The organism is Paenibacillus sp. FSL M7-0802, from assembly GCF_038004945.1.
In the GTDB taxonomy this organism is placed as follows: Bacteria; Bacillota; Bacilli; order Paenibacillales; family Paenibacillaceae; genus Paenibacillus; species Paenibacillus polymyxa_B.
Map to the genome: position 1 here is coordinate 4,345,670 of NZ_JBBOSD010000001.1, position 20,454 is coordinate 4,366,123.

The 20,454-nt window shown below is 46.3% G+C and carries 20 protein-coding genes; 15 read left to right on the top strand and 5 right to left on the bottom strand.

Annotated elements, in window-relative coordinates; all coding sequences use genetic code 11:
- The first annotated feature begins 129 nt into the window (after window positions 1–129).
- From MHB54_RS20040 to MHB54_RS20085, 10 genes are all read left to right on the top strand, one after another.
- Window positions 130–390, top strand: coding sequence for an IreB family regulatory phosphoprotein (locus MHB54_RS20040; RefSeq protein ID WP_007431624.1), 261 nt, complete (start codon window positions 130–132; stop codon window positions 388–390).
- A 9-nt stretch (window positions 391–399) separates the two neighbouring features.
- Complete coding sequence (gene ruvX, locus MHB54_RS20045; protein ID WP_023989905.1) at window positions 400–816, top strand: Holliday junction resolvase RuvX; 417 nt, start codon at window positions 400–402, stop codon at window positions 814–816.
- A 13-nt stretch (window positions 817–829) separates the two neighbouring features.
- On the top strand, window positions 830–1,132 hold the full coding sequence (locus MHB54_RS20050) for a DUF1292 domain-containing protein (protein WP_023989904.1): 303 nt from the start codon (window positions 830–832) through the stop codon (window positions 1,130–1,132).
- Window positions 1,129–1,434 (top strand): DUF1292 domain-containing protein, encoded by a 306-nt coding sequence (locus MHB54_RS20055; protein WP_053325955.1) that lies wholly within the window; start codon window positions 1,129–1,131, stop codon window positions 1,432–1,434. The genes MHB54_RS20050 and MHB54_RS20055 overlap by 4 nt, the downstream gene beginning before the upstream one ends.
- 94 nt (window positions 1,435–1,528) lie before the next feature.
- A complete protein-coding gene (gene mltG, locus MHB54_RS20060) occupies window positions 1,529–2,557 on the top strand; it encodes an endolytic transglycosylase MltG (protein ID WP_034095082.1) in 1,029 nt (342 codons plus the stop codon).
- Between the two features lie 11 nt (window positions 2,558–2,568).
- Window positions 2,569–3,498: a peptidase U32 family protein gene (locus MHB54_RS20065; protein ID WP_023989901.1), complete on the top strand. Its 930-nt coding sequence runs from the start codon at window positions 2,569–2,571 to the stop codon at window positions 3,496–3,498.
- Window positions 3,499–3,530: 32 nt separating this feature from the next.
- The gene (locus MHB54_RS20070; protein ID WP_013311519.1) at window positions 3,531–4,862 is read left to right on the top strand and encodes a peptidase U32 family protein; all 1,332 of its coding nucleotides are present in this window, start codon (window positions 3,531–3,533) and stop codon (window positions 4,860–4,862) included.
- Window positions 4,863–5,086: 224 nt separating this feature from the next.
- A complete protein-coding gene (locus MHB54_RS20075) occupies window positions 5,087–7,336 on the top strand; it encodes a methyl-accepting chemotaxis protein (protein ID WP_264454657.1) in 2,250 nt (749 codons plus the stop codon).
- Window positions 7,337–7,438: 102 nt separating this feature from the next.
- Entirely contained in the window at window positions 7,439–7,561 is a 123-nt protein-coding gene (locus tag MHB54_RS20080; RefSeq protein WP_023989899.1) for a hypothetical protein, read from the top strand.
- 85 nt (window positions 7,562–7,646) lie between these two features.
- Window positions 7,647–9,422, top strand: a complete 1,776-nt coding sequence (locus tag MHB54_RS20085; RefSeq protein WP_053325954.1) for a peptidoglycan D,D-transpeptidase FtsI family protein — start codon at window positions 7,647–7,649, stop codon at window positions 9,420–9,422.
- On the opposite strand, the gene MHB54_RS20090 is transcribed toward MHB54_RS20085, so the two are convergent.
- Window positions 9,410–10,564, bottom strand: a complete 1,155-nt coding sequence (locus tag MHB54_RS20090; protein ID WP_264454658.1) for an AI-2E family transporter — start codon at window positions 10,562–10,564, stop codon at window positions 9,410–9,412. The two genes, MHB54_RS20085 and MHB54_RS20090, sit on opposite strands and share 13 nt — an antisense overlap.
- Before the next feature lie 179 nt (window positions 10,565–10,743).
- Here MHB54_RS20090 and MHB54_RS20095 point away from each other — a divergent pair, with 179 nt between their 5' ends.
- Complete coding sequence (locus MHB54_RS20095) at window positions 10,744–12,129, top strand: polysaccharide deacetylase family protein (RefSeq protein WP_068941984.1); 1,386 nt, start codon at window positions 10,744–10,746, stop codon at window positions 12,127–12,129.
- Between the two features lie 99 nt (window positions 12,130–12,228).
- Here the strand turns inward: MHB54_RS20095 and ilvD are convergent, their stop codons facing one another.
- The 3 genes from ilvD to MHB54_RS20110 all read right to left on the bottom strand — a co-directional run bounded on the left by ilvD (window position 12,229) and on the right by MHB54_RS20110 (window position 15,709).
- The gene (gene ilvD / locus MHB54_RS20100; RefSeq protein ID WP_023989895.1) at window positions 12,229–13,917 is read right to left on the bottom strand and encodes a dihydroxy-acid dehydratase; all 1,689 of its coding nucleotides are present in this window, start codon (window positions 13,915–13,917) and stop codon (window positions 12,229–12,231) included.
- Window positions 13,918–14,249: 332 nt separating this feature from the next.
- Window positions 14,250–14,498: a KGG domain-containing protein gene (locus MHB54_RS20105; RefSeq protein WP_023989894.1), complete on the bottom strand. Its 249-nt coding sequence runs from the start codon at window positions 14,496–14,498 to the stop codon at window positions 14,250–14,252.
- A gap of 176 nt (window positions 14,499–14,674) precedes the next feature.
- On the bottom strand, window positions 14,675–15,709 hold the full coding sequence (locus MHB54_RS20110; protein WP_023989893.1) for an acyltransferase family protein: 1,035 nt from the start codon (window positions 15,707–15,709) through the stop codon (window positions 14,675–14,677).
- 312 nt (window positions 15,710–16,021) lie between these two features.
- On the opposite strand from MHB54_RS20110, the gene MHB54_RS20115 reads away from it, so the two are divergent.
- The 4 genes from MHB54_RS20115 to mgrA all read left to right on the top strand — a co-directional run bounded on the left by MHB54_RS20115 (window position 16,022) and on the right by mgrA (window position 19,431).
- Window positions 16,022–16,828 carry an alpha/beta fold hydrolase gene (locus tag MHB54_RS20115; protein ID WP_340981834.1) on the top strand — a complete coding sequence of 269 codons (807 nt, stop codon included), beginning with the start codon at window positions 16,022–16,024 and terminating at the stop codon, window positions 16,826–16,828.
- A gap of 14 nt (window positions 16,829–16,842) precedes the next feature.
- Window positions 16,843–17,613, top strand: a complete 771-nt coding sequence (locus MHB54_RS20120) for an HAD family hydrolase (protein ID WP_069079961.1) — start codon at window positions 16,843–16,845, stop codon at window positions 17,611–17,613.
- The gene (locus MHB54_RS20125; protein WP_209943346.1) at window positions 17,610–18,350 is read left to right on the top strand and encodes an NAD-dependent protein deacylase; all 741 of its coding nucleotides are present in this window, start codon (window positions 17,610–17,612) and stop codon (window positions 18,348–18,350) included. Before MHB54_RS20120 ends, MHB54_RS20125 begins: the two co-directional genes overlap by 4 nt.
- A gap of 82 nt (window positions 18,351–18,432) precedes the next feature.
- Window positions 18,433–19,431: an L-glyceraldehyde 3-phosphate reductase gene (gene mgrA, locus MHB54_RS20130; RefSeq protein WP_209943344.1), complete on the top strand. Its 999-nt coding sequence runs from the start codon at window positions 18,433–18,435 to the stop codon at window positions 19,429–19,431.
- A 127-nt stretch (window positions 19,432–19,558) separates the two neighbouring features.
- Here the strand turns inward: mgrA and MHB54_RS20135 are convergent, their stop codons facing one another.
- Entirely contained in the window at window positions 19,559–20,425 is an 867-nt protein-coding gene (locus MHB54_RS20135) for an AraC family transcriptional regulator (protein WP_209943342.1), read from the bottom strand.
- Window positions 20,426–20,454: the final 29 nt, after the last annotated feature.

The window sequence follows — 20,454 nt, forward strand, 5'->3', positions numbered from 1 at the left end:
TAATTTTTGCGGATTTTTGGGAAAAAACGGGCTTAGATATTTCCTTGTAGGGCTTTGCTTATGGTATGATGTAAAAGAATAAGCTGGCATAAACATGTACACATGTTTTGTGGAAGCGAGGTGTCAACAATGGATTCCATGGACAAAACGGTCAAATTTAATGTCAAGGCAGATGAGAAGGAAGCTTCTGCTCAGGAGATTTTGTTGACCGTATATGATGCGCTGGTGGAAAAAGAATACAATCCGATCAATCAAATCGTCGGCTATTTGCTATCCGGTGATCCGGCTTATGTGCCACGGCATAATAATGCCAGAAGCCTGGTACGTAAAAAAGAGCGCGATGAGTTGATTGAAGAGTTGGTTCGTTTCTATCTCGCCAAGCACCGTTAGGAGACAGGCATGAAAGTAATGGGATTGGATTACGGGGATCGCCGAATTGGGGTCGCCGTAAGTGATGCCTTCGGCTGGACCGCCCAAGGATTGGAAGTCATAGAACGACGCGGTGACGACAGCGAGTTCGGTAAAATTGCAAATTTAGTTCGTGACAATGAGGTGGGCGAGGTTGTTGTAGGTTTGCCAAAAAACATGAACGGAACCGTGGGTCCACGCGGTGAGATTTGCATCGAGTTTGCGAACCGACTCAAGGAGTTACTGGGTTTACCCGTTCACCTTTGGGATGAACGGCTGACGACGCGTTCGGCGGAGCGTACGCTTCTGGAGGCCGACGTCAGCCGAAAAAAACGCAAGCAGGTGGTAGATAAACTGGCCGCAAGCCTGATCTTGCAAAACTATTTGGACGCACACAGTACAGGGTGAGGGGGATTTCGTAATGGCTGAAAATCAAGTGGGTATGGAAGAAGAGCCGGAAATTATTTATATTGCCGATGACGAGGGCAACGAGGAAGAGTTCGAGGTCATTATGAAGTTTGAGGTAGATGGTTCCGAAGCGAAGTACATGATGGTTGCGCCAGTGGACCCTGAAGCTGATGAGTCCGATGTGTACGCCTTCCGTTACGAGGAAGAAGGCGATGATATTAAATTGTTTGTGATCCAAGACGATGCCGAATGGGAAATCGTCGAAGAGACCTTTAATACATTTGTAGAAGAAGATGAAGAGGAAGACGGGAAATGACGATCTATTCACGTGAAGACCTGAGTTGGACCTCTGATTTGAAGGAAACGTTCGACGGCGATGTAGAGCTGCAGGATGAACAGGGCCATGCGATGCGCATGGAATTGGAAGCAGAGTTCAAGGTAGGTGAGCAACGGTACGCCGTATTGCGTAGACCTGGGGCTGCTGTTGGCGAACATGAACTTTACCATGTAAGCTTATCCACAGACGGCGAAATCTCCATCACCACCATTGAAGATGATGATGAGTGGGAAGATATTTCCGAGCTGTACGACGAATGTACGTTGCCGGAAGAACTGTAAGTCTGGATAACGATGAGATCAAACCTGAAAGGGCGGACCAGTCCGCCCTTTTTGGCTGTGAAGGAGTTGGGTGGATGTGAAGCGAAGGACAAGGATGTTTACGTTATTTCTACTGCTTATCATTATAGCAGGAGGTGCAGCCCTCTATATTTGGAATGCCATGCAGCCTGTTCAGCCCCAAACACAACCTGTTGCTTTTACGGTGGTGCAGGGAACAGGAACATCGGCTATTGCAGATACGCTGGAGCAAAAGGGACTTATACGTAATGCGCTCGTGTTTAAGGCTTATGTAAAATTCAAACAGCAAGGAAGCGCATTTCAGGCCGGAAAATATGAGGCGAAGCCTGGCGCAACCTTTGATCAGTTGATTACTAAGTTATCGGCTGGAGATGTTGTCAAAGAGGAAATGATTCGTTTTACAATCCCGGAAGGTTTTACGATTAGACAGATGGCTGATAAGCTGCAAAAGGAAGGACTGGCAGACCGGCAGCAATTTTTGCAGCTGGCCAACGATCCGTCCGCTTTTGACGTCGCGCTAGTGCGGGACATTCCAAAGCAGGCGGGGCTTCGCTATGCGCTGGAGGGCTATCTTTTCCCGGAAACCTATGAGCTGAAAAAGGGTAGTACGGCCAAAGATATTATACAGGTGATGCTAGAACAGACACAAAAGCGGTTGGAAACTGTTTCCGATTTGGATGCGAAGCTGAAACAGCGGGGTGAAACGCTGCATCAACTGCTGACAGTTGCTTCTCTCGTAGAGCGCGAAGTGGTTGTGGAAGATGAGCGGTCTGTAGTAGCTGGCGTCATTTATAACCGACTCAAACAGGATAAGAAGCTGGAAATTGATGCTACAGTTCAATATATGCTGGATAAGCAAAAGGAACGGCTGTATTACAAGGATTTGGCTGTGGAAAGCCCTTATAATACGTATATGCATCAGGGACTTCCACCAGGGCCGATTGCAAGTCCCAGTCTGAAATCAGTGATAGCGGCTTTACAGCCGAAAGCTACAGATTATTTGTTTTACGTGACCAAAAAAGATGGGACACATGAACATTTGTTTGCCAAAACGTATAAAGAACATTTGCATAACATTCAGGTAAGTAACCGTAAGACAAATTAGGAGGTGAGCCTATGGCTTACAAACCCGAACTACTGGCAACTGCCAGCTCTCCGGAGGATGCCCGCCATATGCTGGAGGCTGGAGCTACTGCATTACTTATTGGAGATGACCGCTTTGGAATGCGGCTGCCGGGACATTTTACACCGGACCAAATCCGTGAAGTGGTGGAAGAGGCACGGAAGCATACGGCGCAGGTATACGTATCCATGACGAATTTGATGACGAACGAGCTATTGCCGCTCCTTCCCGAATATGTGCAGACCCTAGCTGGATGCGGCATAGACGCCATTGAGTTTAATGATCCCGCAGTGCTCATGGCCGTGAAGGAGTACGCCCCGCATCTTAAGCTGTTCTGGAACGGTGAGATGATCTCCACCAACTTCGCAACCGCCAACTATTGGGGTGAAAAAGGAGCCTCCCGGGTCATTTTGGCTCGTGAGCTCAGTATGGATGAAATTACCGAAATGATACCAAAGTTGAACATAGAAGCACAGGTTCAGGTACATGGCATGACCAATATTTATCACTCCAAGCGTAAGCTTGTTCAAAGTTATATGCTGCACCAGGGACGTAATGTAGAAGGCGATTTGGGTAGAGGGCGCGGCTTGTTTCTGATTGAAGCAGAGCGAAAGGAAGAGAAGTTCCCCATCTACGAGGATATTAATGGGACACATATTATGAGTTCAGATGATTTTTGTATCATGGAGGACCTGCATATTCTGATGGAGGCGGGCGTGCATAGCTTTAAGATCGAGGGCTTATTGAAACCTACGGCTTACAATGAGGCGGTTGTTCGTGCTTATCGTAAAGCCATAGATAATTATACAGCTGACCCGGATGCTTATGCTTATGATGAAAGCTGGCTGGATGAAGTTCGCCGTCTTCAAGATCCGGAACGGGAACTTTCCTTCGGATTTTTCTATAAAGAGCAGGTTTATTAATTTTAAAATGAATTCACAGAGGGGGGAACGTCATGGGGACGATAACCAAAACAAGAAAATATATAGGTAAACGGAATCGTCTGGATAAGCCGGAGCTATTGGCTCCTGCCGGAAATCTGGAAAAGCTGAAGTTTGCCGTTCACTATGGCGCGGATGCTGTATATATTGGTGGACAAAAATATGGTCTGCGTTCTAACGCCGATAATTTCAGTTTTGAAGAAATGCGCGAAGGTGTAGAATTTGCTAACAAGTACGGTGCTAAGGTGCTTGTAGCCACCAATATCTATGCCCACAATGAGGATATTGCCGGAATCGAAGAATACTTGCGCAATCTGTACGAGGCAGGAATTCATGCCGTTATCGTCGCTGATCCGGCTATTGTATCCGTGGCATTGCGTGCTGTTCCTGGATTGGAAGTGCATTTGAGTACACAGCAGTCCACACTGAACTGGCAAGCGGTAAAGTTTTGGAAAAACGAGGGACTACCGCGTGTGGTACTGGGACGTGAGACCAGTCTGGAGGAAATCGAAGAAATTAAAAAGCATGTGGACATCGAAATCGAAGCATTCGTCCATGGTGCGATGTGCTCTTCATTTTCCGGCCGCTGCGTGTTGTCCAATCACTTTACAGACCGTGATTCCAATCGTGGAGGATGTTGTCAGTCTTGCCGCTGGAAATACGATTTGTTTGAGGATGCCCGCCCAGGTGAGGTTTGGATATCTGAGGAAGAGGCACAGGAGAGCAATGCACTGAAACAGTTCCAGCTTGGTGTTAACCAGCTTCCACTGTTCGAAGAGAGCGATAATGCCTTTTCTATGGGTTCCAAGGATCTGTGTATGATTGAAAATGTCCCTGATCTGATTGATGTAGGTGTAGACAGCTTTAAAGTGGAGGGACGTATGAAGTCCATTCACTATGTGGCTACCGTCGTGAATGTCTATCGTCAAGCGATTGATTCCTACATGGCTGATCCTGAAAATTATGTGCTCAAACCAGAATGGATTGAAGAAATTAACAAGGCAGCCAATCGTCCGTTGAATACAGGGTTTTTCTACGATACACCGGATCATGAAGATCATATTTATGAGCCGGAAGAAAAGGCAGTCCCTTATGATTTTGCCGGACTGGTCATGGACTACGATGCCGCGAGTGGCATTGCAACCATTCAACAACGGAACCATTTTAAACCAGGGCATGAAATCGAATTTTTCGGTCCGAACGGAACATTCTTTAAACAAACGGTCGGAACGATCTGGGATGAGGAAGGCAACGAATTGGATGCTGCTCGTCACCCGCTTCAACGAATTAGAATGAAGGTAGATCAGCCCGTATCGTATTTTGATATGATGCGTAAAAAGAAGTAAATAAGCCTTAAGTCACAGGTGAAAAGATTCAAAAGCCTCTCCTATCGGTTGGAGAGGCTTTTTTTTGAATAGTTTTCTAGGAAAAAAGTTTCACAAAATTTAGTTGATACTCAAAGGAAAGCTACATTCCTTGTCGAATAGTTCCGATAGAAGTTATATAGATAATAGATACATAATGGATGACGTGGAATTAGAAACTAATTATATGGTGGTAGGTGAGAGAAATGGGTTTACGGAAAAAAGAGGGGAATACAGCAAAAAGGCAACCCAAGAAAACGGATCAAATGCAGGGTTTGAAAGGCAGTAAAGTGACAACGGATAAAGAGGAACAAAAGGTTGCGGTGTCTTCGAAGGTTGCCCCCTGGGTAGCTAAGGCAACTCGTAAAGGTACACACAATTTAAAGCGTTTACTTAAGCCGGAAAGGTACAGTAAAGATTTCATGCATTTGGTCAAAAACTATAATCCGATACGTTCGGTTGGAATGAAGTTGTTTCTGATCTTTTTTGCGGCAATTATGTTATTTGTGGTCAGCTTGGGGATGCTCTCATACTACAAGGCTAAAAGTACGATTGAGCAAAATGCAGCTACGGCTTATCAGCAGACCGTCCAGCAAACTTCAGAAAAGCTTGATATTATTCTAGAGCGCTTTCAAGACACATCGACACAGGTATTTTTCGATACTGAATTAAGTGATCAGTTGCAAAAGGCAGTAAAGCAAGATAAAAATCCCTTTGCATCTTTTGTTGCTATGGGCGAAGTGAATAAGAAGCTAACGAATCTTGCTTTTACGAATAAAGCGATTGATTCAATGTACTTGTACCCGGAAGAAACCAATTTAGCTGCTATGGGCACCGGAACACAAAAGGATGTACGGCAGGAAGCGTGGTTTAAGGATATTTTGAAAAACAAAGGAATTGTTTGGCTACCTACGCAGGTGAATGACAATGGTAGCAAGACCTTTCGTCTGGCACGCTCCATGAACAGCATGTCTGGGTTGGGAGGGACTTATGTTCTGGTTATGGATTTAAAGTCCAGTGCGGTGGAGGACGAGTTAAAAGGTATTAATTTGGGTTCAGGCAGTATGATTAGTCTTGTGACAGACAAGGGTGAGTTTGTAGGTTCTAACAATGAGGGCTTGGCAGGAGGAAAGACAAAGCTGGATTACGTGTCCAAGCTTGAAGGGATCGAAGGAAATCAAATTATGGAGCAGGAAGCAGACGGCAAAAAGCAAAGTGTGCTTGCGGTTCATAATACACTGGGAACTTCCAAGTGGATTCTCGTGGGTGTAGTACCTGTATCTGAGCTGGTGAAAGACGCTAAGGGGATACTAACTACAACCTGGATATTTGCCGCAGTGGCTGCACTCATTGCATTGTTCATTGGCCTGTGGATCGTGCGCCTCGTGGCTCGGCCATTGACACATCTGAAGGATTTAATGGTCGAAGGTGCCAAAGGCAACTTGCAAATCCGAACGAACTATAAGGCTCAGGATGAAATTGGGCAATTGTCAGAAAGCTTTGATACGATGATGGAGCAAATTACATTGCTGGTAGAACAGACGAATGCCTCAGCTCAGGAGGTTCTGAATACAGCGACGGAACTAGGCAATGCCTCGAAGAAGACAGCCATTTCAGCCAAAGAAATTGCAGCAGCAACGGAAGAGATTGCTCATGGCGCCGCCAGTTTGGCAACAGAGGCTGAACGTGGCAGCGGACTTACCGGGAATATATCTCAGCAAATGGATACGGTTATGGCTTCCAATCATGAAATGAGTCTGGTCGCACAAGAAGTTGAACAATCCAGTGAACAAGGGACCATTCAGCTGAAAAATCTATTGAGCAAGACTAAGGTTACGGAAGAAACTACGCATGCTCTGGTGGGCAAAGTAGATGAACTGAAGAAGACAACTTCCGATGTCTTTAAGGTGCTGGACGTATTACAGGATATTGCTAAACAAACGAACATTCTATCACTGAATGCGACGATTGAAGCAGCACGAGCGGGGACGGCTGGGCGTGGTTTTATGGTGGTAGCTAATGAGGTTCGGCAGTTGGCTGAACAATCACGTCAAGCTATTCGTACGGCTACAGGCATTACTAACAACATCGTCAATGAAATGAATGAAACGGTACAGGCATTATCTGAGGTGTACCCGCTGTTCCGGGAACAGATGGGAGCCGTGCAGGAAACAACGGACATTTTCCAATCGGTTCAGCAGCAAATGGGAGAGTTCGCGCTACGATTGGGAACGGTCACTGCCTCCATTCATCATCTGAGTGAATCGCAGACCACTTTGTCCGAGGCAATGACCAATGTAAGTGCGGTAGCCGAGCAATCCTCAGCTACTTCGCAGGAAGTCGCTTCGCTCAGCACTGAACAGGCTAATATTGGTAATCAACTGGTAGGTTTGTCGGATAAGCTGGAAGGAGTATCAGTGAACTTGAAGGAACAGCTTTCGCGGTTTACGGTGTAGATATAACAAAACCATGGAAATCAGGATTGTCACTGATCTCCGTGGTTTTGTACTTTTTATTAGTAGATGTGCTTAAAAATCACTCAAGAAGGAAAGCAAAAGATGAATACAAACACAAAGGTAGCTTGGGTTGTACTGGCCATTACCATTTTTATTACGGTTTTTTATTCGTTAGACGAGTTTTTAAATTGGAGCCCAGAAGCAGACATCACAAGATACAAATAAATTCGGAAACCCATTCACGTTAAAAGTTGAGTGGGTTTTCTTTTTCAACTACAGGACATACTACTGGAAAAAAGATGAAAGAAGGATGGGTGTGCCGAGGCGTGGTAGCAGTTTCATACGAAAACGTCGAATTGCATATATGGGCTTGGGGGTGATGGCGCTACTGCTGATTTTATTATTCCGACTGGCTTGGATTCAGGGGACAGCGGGCATTCATATGTCCGTCTATGGGGGGCATTCGCTTAAGGAAATGTCAGCACGTCAGCGACAGGAGGGCATTTCTATCGACTCTGGACGTGGACAGTTTACGGACCGGCATGGGCAACCCTTGACTGGCGGAGTCGTATGGGCGCCAGTGCTTTTTCCCGATGTAGATGGCAAAGCGGCTTTACATGGCGAAGAACTGGCCAAGCTACTGCGTACGAATAAAAAGCAACTACTGACACGATGGAAAGGACTGCAATCCCCGCTCATATGGCGAGATGGGCGCGGAGAGCCCGTACAAATCAATCCGAATGAAGCAGGCAAGCTGCTGAAGCTAGCCCCTTCGCTTATTGAGCTTGTACCTTATGCGAAACGTTACAGGGATTTGCCCAATGGCAGGCAATGGCTTGGCTTTCTGTATGAACGTGCCGACCGAGCGAGTGAACTGCCGATGGGGGCAGCCGGGCTGGAAAGAACGCTGGAGCCGCTGCTGAGCGGCGTCGGTGAAACGTTCGTCTCCCGATTTGTAGATGCGCAGCGTCGTCCATTGACTCATATACCGTTGCGTGTCAGTGCTCCATCCAATGGTCACTATCCTTTACAAGTGCAGACTACAATTGATCTACCTATACAGGAACAGATTGAAAAGCTGACGGAATCTAGTCATTTGGCAGAAGGGGCGGTGGTAGTGCTCGATGCAGGCAACGCGGATGTACTGGCGATGGTGTCTCGCCCTTTTTATAATCCCGGTCATGTTGATCCCCAGAAAAAAACAGACTGGTCTAATCGTGCCCTCAAGGCGATAACGCCTGGATCCATTTTTAAGTTGGTTACGGCTGCTGCTGCACTTGAATCAGGTGTTGTCCAACCGCAGGAACAATTCCATTGTCATGGAACTTATGGCAAGTACGGTTTGGCTTGCTGGAAAAAAGAAGGACACGGTACCCTGAACCTGGAGGAAGGGCTTGCCGTATCCTGTAATAGTGTATTCGCTCATCTCGGCGAACGGCTTAATCCTGAGCAAATTCAGGCCACAGCCTCTGCACTGGGATTGAGCCGAACTGTGGGCTGGCAGGAGCGGAATCTTGCAGGACTACCTCAATTCAGACCGCTGGATCACGAAGAAAAGGGAGCCGTATTCGGCTCCCATACGAACGCGTATGATCCGGGCGTACGTGTACAGACAGCTATCGGTCAGCGCGATGTGCTGGTAACGCCTCTCCAAGCTGCCAATCTCATCGTCACCTTGCTGCACGAGGGTCAAGTACATGCACCACGCATTGTCAAACGCATTAGCTACGCAGATGGTAGCACCTTACTGGAACTACCTGCTCATGCTGCATCTTCACCCGAGGGCAGCCGCTCGATTCACACATCGACGGCTCGCACGCTTCGTGAAGCAATGGAAAAGGTTGTGACACAGGGAACTGGTGCCTCCTTGCGTAATAAATCATGGAATCTGGCCGGCAAATCGGGTACGGCCCAAGCTTTAAAGAACGGTCAACCTATCAATCACCAGTGGTTTATAGGCTATGGTCCGATAGAGCGGCCTCGTTATGCGGTCGCCGTCCTTGTGCAAAATGCTTCAACACATTCTGCAAATCAAGCTACAGCACTGTTTGGTCAAGTAATGGATCTGTTAGCTCAATCCTCTTGAGTACCATGAGTAGCTTCACGATCTTCCTCCTGGATTTTTACGATAAACGGGGGCTCGTCAAATTCCTCTGTCGGAAACCGAATCCATTTCTGCAGATAGCCTTGCTGCCACAATTCCTTAAGCAAAATGATCAGAATGGGAGACAGGATTAATCCGGCCAGTCCAAAGATGGACAACGATATAATGGCAAAGGAAAGCATCAGATAGGCAGATGAAACACCGATGGAATTACCAGTGATTTTAGGCTCTGCCAGCTGGCGGACGATCACCGTCACAGCCATGACAATAAGCAGGCCTACAGCCAGGGCGGTATTGCCTGTGATGAACAGATACACGGCCCACGGAATAAAAATAACAGGCACACCCAGCAAGGGCAGAATATCAAACAAAGCTGCCACGAGCGCCAATGAGAGGGCATTATCCACTTGCAAAATGAGTAAACCTATAAATACGAGAACAAAGGTAATCCCTACCAGTAGAGCTTGAGCCTTGAGAAAAGCGGAGATAGCTTTAAGTACGTGATTTTTTAGAAAAAGGTAAGCAGTTTTTAGTGTCTTGGGTGTTTTACTACGAGCAATGCCCTTCCAAAGATTAATTTCCATACTTAAAAAGAACGCTAAAATGATGGCAATGGCAAAGTTGCCCATAAAAACAGTGAAAGAACTGAGGAACTGTATGAAAAAGGATAATCCTAGCTGTGCCCACTTCGTAGCAATGGTGGTGGCAGTCGCAAAATAATCATTCACACGTTCAGTAACACTCGGAGGTAAAGCAGCGATTTTATCTTGAGAAAGATGAAGATATCGCGTGAATTCCGCTTGGATAATCTGAGTATATTGTGGGAGGTTTTGCGCGACTTTCGTAAATTGCGTAACTAGAATCAGGCCCAATCCGAAAAAAATAGCAAGTAAGAGGATGATAAATAGCAATACGGAGAGTGCGGAGGCAAAAGGCTTTTTCATTCCTTTCCGATGAAAATAACGGGCAGCAGGTTCAATGCACCAGAACACGACGAACGAAAGGAACACAGGTGCGGCAAGTTGATACAGTTTGCTGGATACGAACATAATTAAATACACGGTTAATACGATCAAACCGATATCAAAAACGGTACGCCAATATTTTTTGTACAAGGGAAGCATATGTATACAACGACTCCTTTTAGATTTTTATTTATTGTACACTAAATTGGACCTCAATGCTGACCATATGCAATAGCGAAATCTCGGCATGTTTGCTTCATTGTGATAATATATAAGTAAGTGAGTTTTCCTCAGGAAGCCTGCTTGGGGAGTTCAGAATAGAAAAGTGGGGATAAAACGTGCAGACTTTGCTGTTATGGATGTTTTACATTTCAACTTTTTATGCTTTTATTCCGGCGCTGGTTAGTCGTATATTTGGTTTCCGGGTGTTCAGGCGCGGCAAAAGTGAGCAAGAATATGCACTCACCTTTGATGATGGCCCTGATCCAGTGTATACATCACAGCTGCTTGATTTACTGAAGCGTTTTGATGCCAAGGCTACTTTTTTTGTTGTTGGGATAAATGCAGAAAAACACCCTGAGCTTCTGAAACGCATGCATGATGAAGGTCATCTAATCGGTATTCATAATTATGTGCACAAATCGAATTGGCTTATGAGGCCTGTTACCGTCAGAAGACAAATTGCTCAGACAGAGTCAGTCATTCGTCGAGTAACTGGCGAGGGAACGACCTTTTATCGCCCACCTTGGGGGATAGTGAACTTTTTTGATATTTCCAACACCCATGGTCGTCGAATCGTATTATGGTCCTCCATGTTCGGGGACTGGAAGGCCAGCATCGGAGCGAAACAATTAGCGGAGAGAATGCTCAAAAAGCTGAGGGGTGGCGAGGTGATGCTGCTCCATGACTGTGGTACGACATTGGGGGCAGACGTGGAAGCGCCCCAGAATATGCTAATCGCACTGGAGAAGCTGCTGAGGGTCGCCCAAGAACGACAATTACGCAGCGTACGGGTGGATACATTGTTTTGCCGTCAGTCTGTCAATAAACCTACTGCCTCCGAGATGTCCAGTACGGGCTGGTTAAAAAGAACGCTGGTATTTGGATGGCTCCAGTATGAGCGGCTATTCCATGTTTTGTTTCGTCTTCGTCCCGTAAGCAAGGAGGATACGATCTTTTATTATCGTCGCCGTATCTATCATGGGCCAAATGTAAATATGGAGAACAGCAGGTGGTTAGAAAAAGGGGACCCGATAATTGAGCTTCATTTTGATAATAGAAAGTTATTTCAATTGGGTTCGACGGCAAAGTCGATGGTACATCTAGCTATTCAATTAATTCGGATTGTAAAAAAACAACTTCCTGATCTGGCCCAACGCATTGTACATGATTCTGAAATGAAGGGTGTAAAGGCGATATACGCAGTAAGTATGATTCATCGGGGACCAGAGAAGTTGGGATTTCAAGTTCGGGAGCTTCCCAAAGGACTGTTTAAGCATGTGTCCACTGTATATCTAAAGCTGTTATTTCGTGTTATCCATCCTTTGGGTTCAGAGCAATTGAGTGAAAAAAAAGATGTAATGGTACCGAAACTGATTGTGATGCCAATGGATACCTTGTTTGACCGTTTTCATCAGGGAGGCTTACACCGCTCAGACGAAGCTCTTGAGCAAACAGCACAGCGAGATGATGTCCATACACTCAACAGCGAAATGACTGAATAGGCTAAACCTAATGACCTAATAAAAAAATCCTCTCGATCCTTTGTTAGGGTCGAGAGGACTTTTAGCTGTTTATAAAGTAATCCTATCTTGGCAACGCATTTAGATTTTCATAATTCCGCCGTTACTTGCGTTCGTTACCAGCTTGGAATAACGTGCCAGGTAACCCGTTTTTACCTTCGGCTCAAAGCCTTTCCAGTTGGCGCGACGACGTTCAAATTCTTCGTCCGTAATGTGGAGCTCAATCTTACGATTGTTTAAGTCCAGCTCGATGATATCGCCGTCCTCAACAAAAGCGATAGGTCCGCCTTCTGCGGCTTCAGGGGAAATATGACCGATGGAGATACCGCGGGAAGCACCTGAGAATCGTCCGTCTGTAATCAGACCCACCTTGGCACCAAGCCCCATGCCCACGATTTGTGAAGTTGGAGCGAGCATTTCAGGCATACCAGGTCCGCCCTTTGGACCTTCATAACGGATAACAACAACGTGTCCTTCATTAATTTTACCGTTGGCGATACCTGCCAGTGCATCTTCCTGTGAATCAAAGCAGATAGCAGGACCTTTGTGATAACCACCAACCGAAGGATCAACTGCACCGACTTTAATGATGGAGCCTTGCGGTGCCAGATTACCGAATAATACAGCTAGGCCGCCACGTTCAGAATAAGGGTTGTCCAGTTTATGGATGACGTTAGTATCCAGAATTTCCTGACCTTCTACGTTTTCACGAATGGTTTTTCCGGTCACAGTAATACAGTCTCCATGCAGTGCGCCCGGTTTCTTCAACAATTCATTCAGCACTGCGCTTACGCCGCCTGCATTATGGACATCCTCAATATGATAGTCGGAAGCAGGTGCCAATTTGGACAAATGAGGTACGCGGTTTGCGACTTCATTAATACGTTCGATAGGGTAGTCAACTTCTGCTTCATGGGCAAGTGCCAATGTATGCAATACTGTATTCGTGGAACCGCCCATTGCCATATCCAATGCAAATGCATTATCAATAGCCTCTTTAGTCACGATATCACGTGGTTTAAGATCCAACTTAATCAATTCCATTAATTGGCGTGCAGATTGTTTAACGAATTCTTTACGTTCTTCTGCTACTGCGAGAATGGTGCCGTTACCCGGCATAGCCAGACCCATTGCTTCTGCGAGACAGTTCATGGAATTCGCTGTGAACATCCCTGAACAGGAGCCACATGTCGGACAGCCATATTGTTCTAATTCAAGCAAGCTTTGATCGTCGATTTTACCAGCCTGATATGCACCTACGCCTTCGAAGACGGAGGTCAGGGAAATAGAACGTCCGTTCTTGTCTTTACCAGCTTTCATAGGACCGCCGCTGACGAAAATAGTTGGAATGTTAACGCGCAATGCGCCCATCATCATGCCAGGGGTAATTTTATCACAGTTAGGAATACAAACCATGCCGTCAAACCAGTGAGCGGAAACGACAGTTTCCAGAGAGTCAGCTATAATTTCGCGGCTTGGCAGAGAATAACGCATACCGATGTGTCCCATAGCAATGCCGTCATCTACACCGATGGTGTTAAACTCGAAAGGTACACCGCCTGCTTCACGAATGGCTTGCTTGACAATTTTGCCAAATTCCTGCAAATGGACGTGGCCCGGTACGATATCAATATACGAGTTGCATACCGCAATAAACGGTTTGTCAAAATCTTCTTCCTTGACACCCGCTGCGCGCAGCAAGCTGCGGTGAGGAGCGCGGTCAAAGCCTTTTTTAATCATATCGGAACGCATTTTCGTCTTAGCTGTCATGATGCTGGTTTCCCCCCAAAGTATAAAAATAGTATGGCGTTCAATGGACGCCGTAATAGCGCAGATGTTTTCTAAAGAGTCTATCATAGATGTGAGCTTTTTTCTACATATATGAAGATTTTGAAAAAGTACAAGAAGTGTTCTCTATCAACAATATATAGATATGACCAGTTTTATTTGTCTATATATTGCATTTAGAAGAGTTAGAATTTGATTCTATTAAAAATATGTATACTGACATCAGTTAAAATATGAAAGAGCCCATTCTGCAATAAAGCGGATGGGCTCAAGCTTGTTTTATGTTAAAGGAGGGCGGAGGATGACATTACACCTTAATTTCTGCCGCCTTTACGACCGATGTCTCTGTAGAAATTTTTGTCATGCGACTCAGCTGTAGCATCGCCGCCTTTTTTGCCGATTTCCTGATAAAATTCTTTATCGTGAGAGTTTGCGGTTGCTTCCCCGCCTTTTTTACCAATCTCCTGATAAAATTCCTTATTGTGCTTCTTGGAAGTAGCTTCTCCACCCATACGACCTGCTTCTTCGCGACTCATTTTCCCCTGATTTTGATTACGTGCCATTACAAATCACTCCTTAATAAAAAAGTTGTTTTTTGTTGCGCGCATCCTTTACTTACCACATCACGCCTGTATGAAACAGGCTCCAAGTGGAGTAAAGAGGGGGTAGACTCGCTTACATGTTCGTCTGTGAGTGGGTTGTCGCGTGTTCAATGTTAAATAAAAAATGGATAAAAAGATTACGCGGACCGTCTAAAAGGATAAGGAGCTGGCTTTAGCATCCACTCTACCTGTGGCTCAATCAGAGGTCGTGTTGCAGTTCGAACCCAAGGCATGGTCAACATACAGCACAGACCTGCAGCACACACTACAATCAACATGACTTCCACTGGAGTATCTATATATTCGTAGACTCCCTTTGCAACGACGGTACGGACGATCAAACCATGGAGTAAAAAGACATATAGTGTCCGTCTCCCCATCTCAGTTATACGTCCTGTGACAGCTGGAACAAAGCTTAGGAACGCCATGGATGCTATCCATTGAACTCCATAAATGCCGATGCGGTAAATTCCTGCGTACCATTCGGTATGGCCCAATTCACCGTAAGTCATGTTGCCATACAGCCAGCCTGCTGGGATGCCGAAATACGACGTTCCCGCCAGTACCATAAGCAGAAGAGATACAACGCCAGCGATTATGCGGACTGGAGCTGTGAAGAACCGTCGAACGTCTGCATAATTCAAATGATAACCTGCTACAAAGTAAGGCAAATAAACAAAGGTTCTGCATACGCTCAGCCATATACCATCCACAGGGAGATACCCGACGAGGATACCCAGCAGCACGGATATACCCAATTGGAGGACAGGTGGTATTTTCTGAAAAGACAGCATCAGCAGTCTCCAACAGATATGGCTGGCAAGGAACCAGAGTAGCAGATAAGGAGCAAAGAACGAATGATGGATATGGGGAACGTGGAAGAGTGCAACATCCAAGATCGAATAGAGCGATTGAAAAATAAGATATTGCATACCGATCTGAAGCAGAACTTTTCGGCCTGCTGATCCGGTCAAAGAAGTTTGGGCAAAGTAGCCTGTAACGAGTACAAACAACGGCATATGAAACATGAATATCCAGCTGAACCATTGTTGGGCAATATGAAGTGAACCGACTAGAGGCTCCAGAGCATTCCCTGCAAATACGCATATGATCAACAGAAATCGCAAATTGAGAAAGAAGCTTTCCCCTTGTACATCATGGCTTGTCGTCATGTGTTTCCCTCCGAACGGCTTCTGCCGACTAAACTATTTAAAAAATAATTCTTTACAAGGAACAAGGTACGATACTCTGGACTTTATCATTGTGATTTTATTCACAATAGTAAGCGTTATCATAACCTTATTGTGTGGCGAAAGCTTGAACACCGGACAAAGATGGGCTAAGACGTGGAAATGTATGCTGATTTGACCCTGTATGTGCAACGATGTTACCCTAACAAGGCTAGTTACGCTGATGAATACAGCGATACATTTTATATTCAAATTACGAATTACGAGGTACGAAAGGCGAAAGGAACTTTTACAATGAGAAGAAGAACAAGAAGATCATACAATTCATATGGGACACGTGGTCCTCGGAAAATATGGAAAGTTCTCTTAGGCATCCTGATTGTTATTGCACTGATCGCAGGGTGGGGAGCATGGAAGGTGTTTACGCCTTATCAGCCTGACGAGACGGCTGCTGCTGCATTAGCTGAAGTAGCGGATGCTGTGAAAGTAAATGAACAAGAACATTGGGGCGGTTTTGAGCCTGCAAAAAGAAGCGGAGCCGGAGTCATTTTGTACCCAGGGGCATTGGTGAAGCCCGAAAGTTATGCGCCCTTGGCACGCCGTCTGGCGGAAAAGGGTCATCATGTGATCATTGCAAAAATGCCACTGAACCTTGCATTGATCTCCCCGGATCTAGCGAATGAAGTGCTAAAGGCATATCCGAAAGAAGCATTTGTTATTGGAGGCCATTCGTTAGGCGGTGTGATGGCGGCCCGATATGCAGCTGCATATCCTGATCAGGTCAAAGGTGTATTTTTCCTCGCCTCCTACCCGGATAACAAGGGTAATTTAAAGGATAAAAATCTGCCCGTTATTTCTCTACTGGGAAGTGATGATGGAGTCGTCCAGATGGAAAATGTCCAAAGTGGAAGAACTTATTTACCAGCCAACACGCTGTATTTTACAGTCGAAGGGGGAAATCATGCCCAATTCGGCAGTTATGGTGTCCAAAAAGGGGATAACCCTGCGAAAATTAGCGCTGTCGAGCAATGGAATCAGACGGTAACGGCTTTACAGGACTGGATGAAAGAGAGTGTGGATGGGGCTCCTAAGAACCAGTAAAGGAGGTGTGCTGCATGTCTGAGCTGATCGTGCAGGGGGAGCGGTACCCATGCCGTGGTATTTTATTGGATAAAGATGGAACGTTGCTGGATTTTATTCAGTTGTGGGGCCCCTGGGCTCGTTCTATACTGGATATGATGGAGCAGCATCTTACCGTGGCGGGTGCCGGTTTTACGGTGGAAAAAGGTACCGTTCTAGGTACTGTTCACGATCTAGAGGGACGTGTGATCGGTTACGATCCTTCTGGCCCGCTGGCCATGGGGACGGTGGACGAAAGTACGGGGGTACTGGCTTGGCAGCTTTATACTGCTGGTGTACCGTGGAATGAGGCTGTGCGGATTGTCCGCGACTTTAATAAAACGGCGATGGCTGATATTCGGCGACATCGGGCAGCGAAGGTGTTTCCAGGATTGCGGACGTTGCTTGAGCAAAGCCGCCATGCCGGGCTGAAGCTGGCGGTTGTGACCTCTGACAGTACAGAGGCTGCACAGGAGCATTTGGAGTGGATGGGGCTGACATCCTATTTTGACGAGATTATCGGACATGATAGGGTTACATACGGCAAGCCTGACCCGGAAATGGCTGAAAAAGCCTGCGCGTTACTAGGATTGTCGCCGGCGGACGTGGTAGTCATCGGAGACAGCAATGGGGATATGCAGATGGGCAAGCGTGCCGGAGTACGGCTCGCTATTGGATTTGCGCCAGAAGCAGAACGTTCTGGTCATTTGCTGGATGCGGATAAGGTTGTTCGTGGATATGAAGAGCTGGAGGTGCGTAGGGTATGAAAGTTAATACGTTGGCGGAATGGATACAGCAATCGCAGAATATTGTTTTTTTCGGCGGAGCAGGGACATCGACGGAAAGCGGTATTCCGGATTTTCGTTCGGCAGCAGGCCTGTATCAAAGTGAGGAGAAATTGCCTTATTCCCCTGAGGTTATGCTGAGCCGTTCATTTTTTGTGAAGCATCCTGAGGTGTTCTTCGACTTCTATCGCAGCAAAATGCTGCATCCCGATGCGGAGCCGAATGGTTGTCATCATTTCTTCGCGTCATTGGAAAAGCAAGGCCGTCTAAAAGCGGTTGTGACACAAAATATTGACGGTCTACATCAGGCTGCAGGTAGTGTGAATGTACTAGAACTTCATGGCTCGGTGCATCGCAACCACTGTATGGAATGCGGACGCTTTTACAGTCTAGATGAAGTGATGAACAGCTCTGAGGTTGTACCCAAATGTCCGATAGATGGAGGAATTATCAAACCGGATGTCGTTTTATATGAGGAGGAGCTGAATCAGGATACCATTATTCAATCCGTTCAGGCTATTTCGCAGGCTGATTTGCTGTTAATTGGAGGAACGTCGCTGACAGTACATCCTGCTGCGGGCTTGATTACTTATTTTCGTGGTAAACATACGGTGCTGCTGAATACAGATCCCACCTCGTATGATCATAAGGCGGATCTTTTGATCACCGATCCTATCGGTAAAGTTATGGAAAAACTTGCTCATCAATTAGGTCTGTAATCGTTTTCTTGTCAACGCTCGGATAAAAGCGCTATGATGATGTTGATGGACATTACAATGTTTCGAGAGAGGCTGGGATAGCATGGTTTATTTAGCTGGCGAAGATCGTTATGAAAGTATGAAATATAACCGTACAGGGAGATCAGGTCTAAAACTGCCGGCTATTTCGCTGGGCTTGTGGCACAATTTTGGCGGAATTAACAACGCGGAGAATGGCCGCAGCATGATTACTCGCTCCTTTGATCTGGGAATTACGCATTTTGATTTAGCTAATAACTATGGCCCTCCTGCGGGATCAGCTGAGGAATTTTTTGGACAAGTCCTAGCCAGTGATATGAAACCGTACCGGGATGAGTTGGTCATCTCCACCAAAGCGGGCTACAATATGTGGGCAGGGCCTTATGGTGACTGGGGATCTCGCAAGTATATGATATCTAGTCTGGATCAGAGCCTGAAGCGGATGGGGCTGGACTATGTCGATATATTCTACTCTCACCGATTTGATCCTAATACGCCGCTGGAAGAAACGATGGGAGCACTGGATCATATCGTACGTTCAGGCAAAGCGCTGTATGTGGGTGTGTCCAATTATAGTGCGGAGCAAACAGCAGAAGCAGCTCGCATTCTGAAGGAGCTGGGAACACCGCTTCTGATTCATCAGCCGAAATACTCCTTGCTCGACCGCTGGATTGAAAACGGATTACAAGATGTACTGGACGAAAACGGGATAGGCAGCATTGCCTTTTGTCCGCTGGCTCAGGGATTGCTGACCAATAAATATTTGAACGGAATCCCCGAGGATTCACGTGCAGCGAGTACATCGGTTTTCCTGAATGAGAACCATGTAACGCCAGAGACACTTCGCAAGGTACGCGCCCTGAATCAGATGGCTGCTGCACGCGGACAAAGTTTGGCTCAATTCTCGCTGGCCTGGGCTCTGCGCGGCGAACGTCTGACCTCTGTCTTGATTGGGGCAAGCCGTGTAAGCCAAATTGAAGAAAATGTTGCTACCTTATCCAATCTGGACTTTTCTCAAGAGGAACTGGATCGAATTGATTCGATTCTGAATGCTGGGAACTGACAGGACGGCGGCACAGCCTAATGGTGAAAGTTAATCTGTAGTCATCGGCCTAATTTCGCATCCTCTTATACAATATATAACCAACAGCCCGCATCCGTTTGAAGGATGCGGGCTGTTTAAGCCTGCTTTACGACTGTGGGTACTGCTTAACCTTGCTTCGGTACTCGGTTGGAGACTGACCACAGAAGCGCTTGAATTGACGTGAGAAATATAAGGCATCGGTTAGTCCGACCGAAGCGGCCACTTGCTCTACTGATAGTTCAGGACGCTCACGCAGCAGTTGACGTGATTTGTCGATTCTTAGCTTAAGCAGATAGGTGACGGGGGAGATGCCCGTTTCCTTTTTGAATATCCGTGACAAATATGCACGATTATAACCAAGTCCTTCAGACATTTGCTCAATGGAAACGGGATGTGCGTACTGAGTGGACATATATTGCACCATCTGCTTGACTGTACGTTGAATTTGCGAATCCGCCCCGGACGGATCAGTCCAGTCACTCAGGTAATTGCCTGCTTCCCCCATAATCAGATACAAATAGCCCAAGGCTGATAGATGAGAACTAGATTTTCTGCTATAAAAGGCCAATTGCATTTGCTCCAAATAATTGGGGATGGGACTTTGATCGGAAGCATGAAAGACAGGCTGGTGAACACGTAGCCCGGCCTCCTGCACCACCTGCTCAGTATGGTGCCCGGTAAACGCAGACCAACGATAACGCCACGGTTTCTCTTCATCAGAGGTATAGCTCACCAGCTGACCGGGATGAATAAGGAAAAAATCGTTTTCTTCAAGCTGATATGTGTGCTGTTCCGTTCGGAAGATACCTCTGCCCGATTCTACAAAGTGTAGCAGATAGTAATCATAGATTTTCGGCCCCACGGCATGACCGGATTTGGTTTGGCTCTCTCCTGCAAAAAGCACATGCAGCGGGCTGTTTTCATAAAACACCGGATTAGAGGCAACGGCATAACTATATGAATGCGCTTGCAAAATAGGGTCATCCTTCCTGCATTTGTGAA

Excerpts from the sequence above, each read along its gene's own strand:
- MHB54_RS20040 (WP_007431624.1), top strand. The coding sequence starts at position 130 with ATGGATTCCATGGACAAAACGGTCAAATTTAATGTCAAGGCAGATGAG.
- ruvX (WP_023989905.1), top strand. The coding sequence starts at position 400 with ATGAAAGTAATGGGATTGGATTACGGGGATCGCCGAATTGGGGTCGCC.
- MHB54_RS20050 (WP_023989904.1), top strand. The coding sequence starts at position 830 with ATGGCTGAAAATCAAGTGGGTATGGAAGAAGAGCCGGAAATTATTTAT.
- MHB54_RS20055 (WP_053325955.1), top strand. The coding sequence starts at position 1,129 with ATGACGATCTATTCACGTGAAGACCTGAGTTGGACCTCTGATTTGAAG.
- mltG (WP_034095082.1), top strand. The coding sequence starts at position 1,529 with ATGTTTACGTTATTTCTACTGCTTATCATTATAGCAGGAGGTGCAGCC.
- MHB54_RS20065 (WP_023989901.1), top strand. The coding sequence starts at position 2,569 with ATGGCTTACAAACCCGAACTACTGGCAACTGCCAGCTCTCCGGAGGAT.
- MHB54_RS20070 (WP_013311519.1), top strand. The coding sequence starts at position 3,531 with ATGGGGACGATAACCAAAACAAGAAAATATATAGGTAAACGGAATCGT.
- MHB54_RS20075 (WP_264454657.1), top strand. The coding sequence starts at position 5,087 with ATGGGTTTACGGAAAAAAGAGGGGAATACAGCAAAAAGGCAACCCAAG.
- MHB54_RS20080 (WP_023989899.1), top strand. The coding sequence starts at position 7,439 with ATGAATACAAACACAAAGGTAGCTTGGGTTGTACTGGCCATTACCATT.
- MHB54_RS20085 (WP_053325954.1), top strand. The coding sequence starts at position 7,647 with ATGGGTGTGCCGAGGCGTGGTAGCAGTTTCATACGAAAACGTCGAATT.
- MHB54_RS20090 (WP_264454658.1), bottom strand. The coding sequence starts at position 10,564 with ATGCTTCCCTTGTACAAAAAATATTGGCGTACCGTTTTTGATATCGGT.
- ilvD (WP_023989895.1), bottom strand. The coding sequence starts at position 13,917 with ATGACAGCTAAGACGAAAATGCGTTCCGATATGATTAAAAAAGGCTTT.
- MHB54_RS20105 (WP_023989894.1), bottom strand. The coding sequence starts at position 14,498 with ATGGCACGTAATCAAAATCAGGGGAAAATGAGTCGCGAAGAAGCAGGT.
- MHB54_RS20110 (WP_023989893.1), bottom strand. The coding sequence starts at position 15,709 with ATGACGACAAGCCATGATGTACAAGGGGAAAGCTTCTTTCTCAATTTG.
- MHB54_RS20115 (WP_340981834.1), top strand. The coding sequence starts at position 16,022 with ATGAGAAGAAGAACAAGAAGATCATACAATTCATATGGGACACGTGGT.
- MHB54_RS20120 (WP_069079961.1), top strand. The coding sequence starts at position 16,843 with ATGTCTGAGCTGATCGTGCAGGGGGAGCGGTACCCATGCCGTGGTATT.
- MHB54_RS20125 (WP_209943346.1), top strand. The coding sequence starts at position 17,610 with ATGAAAGTTAATACGTTGGCGGAATGGATACAGCAATCGCAGAATATT.
- mgrA (WP_209943344.1), top strand. The coding sequence starts at position 18,433 with ATGGTTTATTTAGCTGGCGAAGATCGTTATGAAAGTATGAAATATAAC.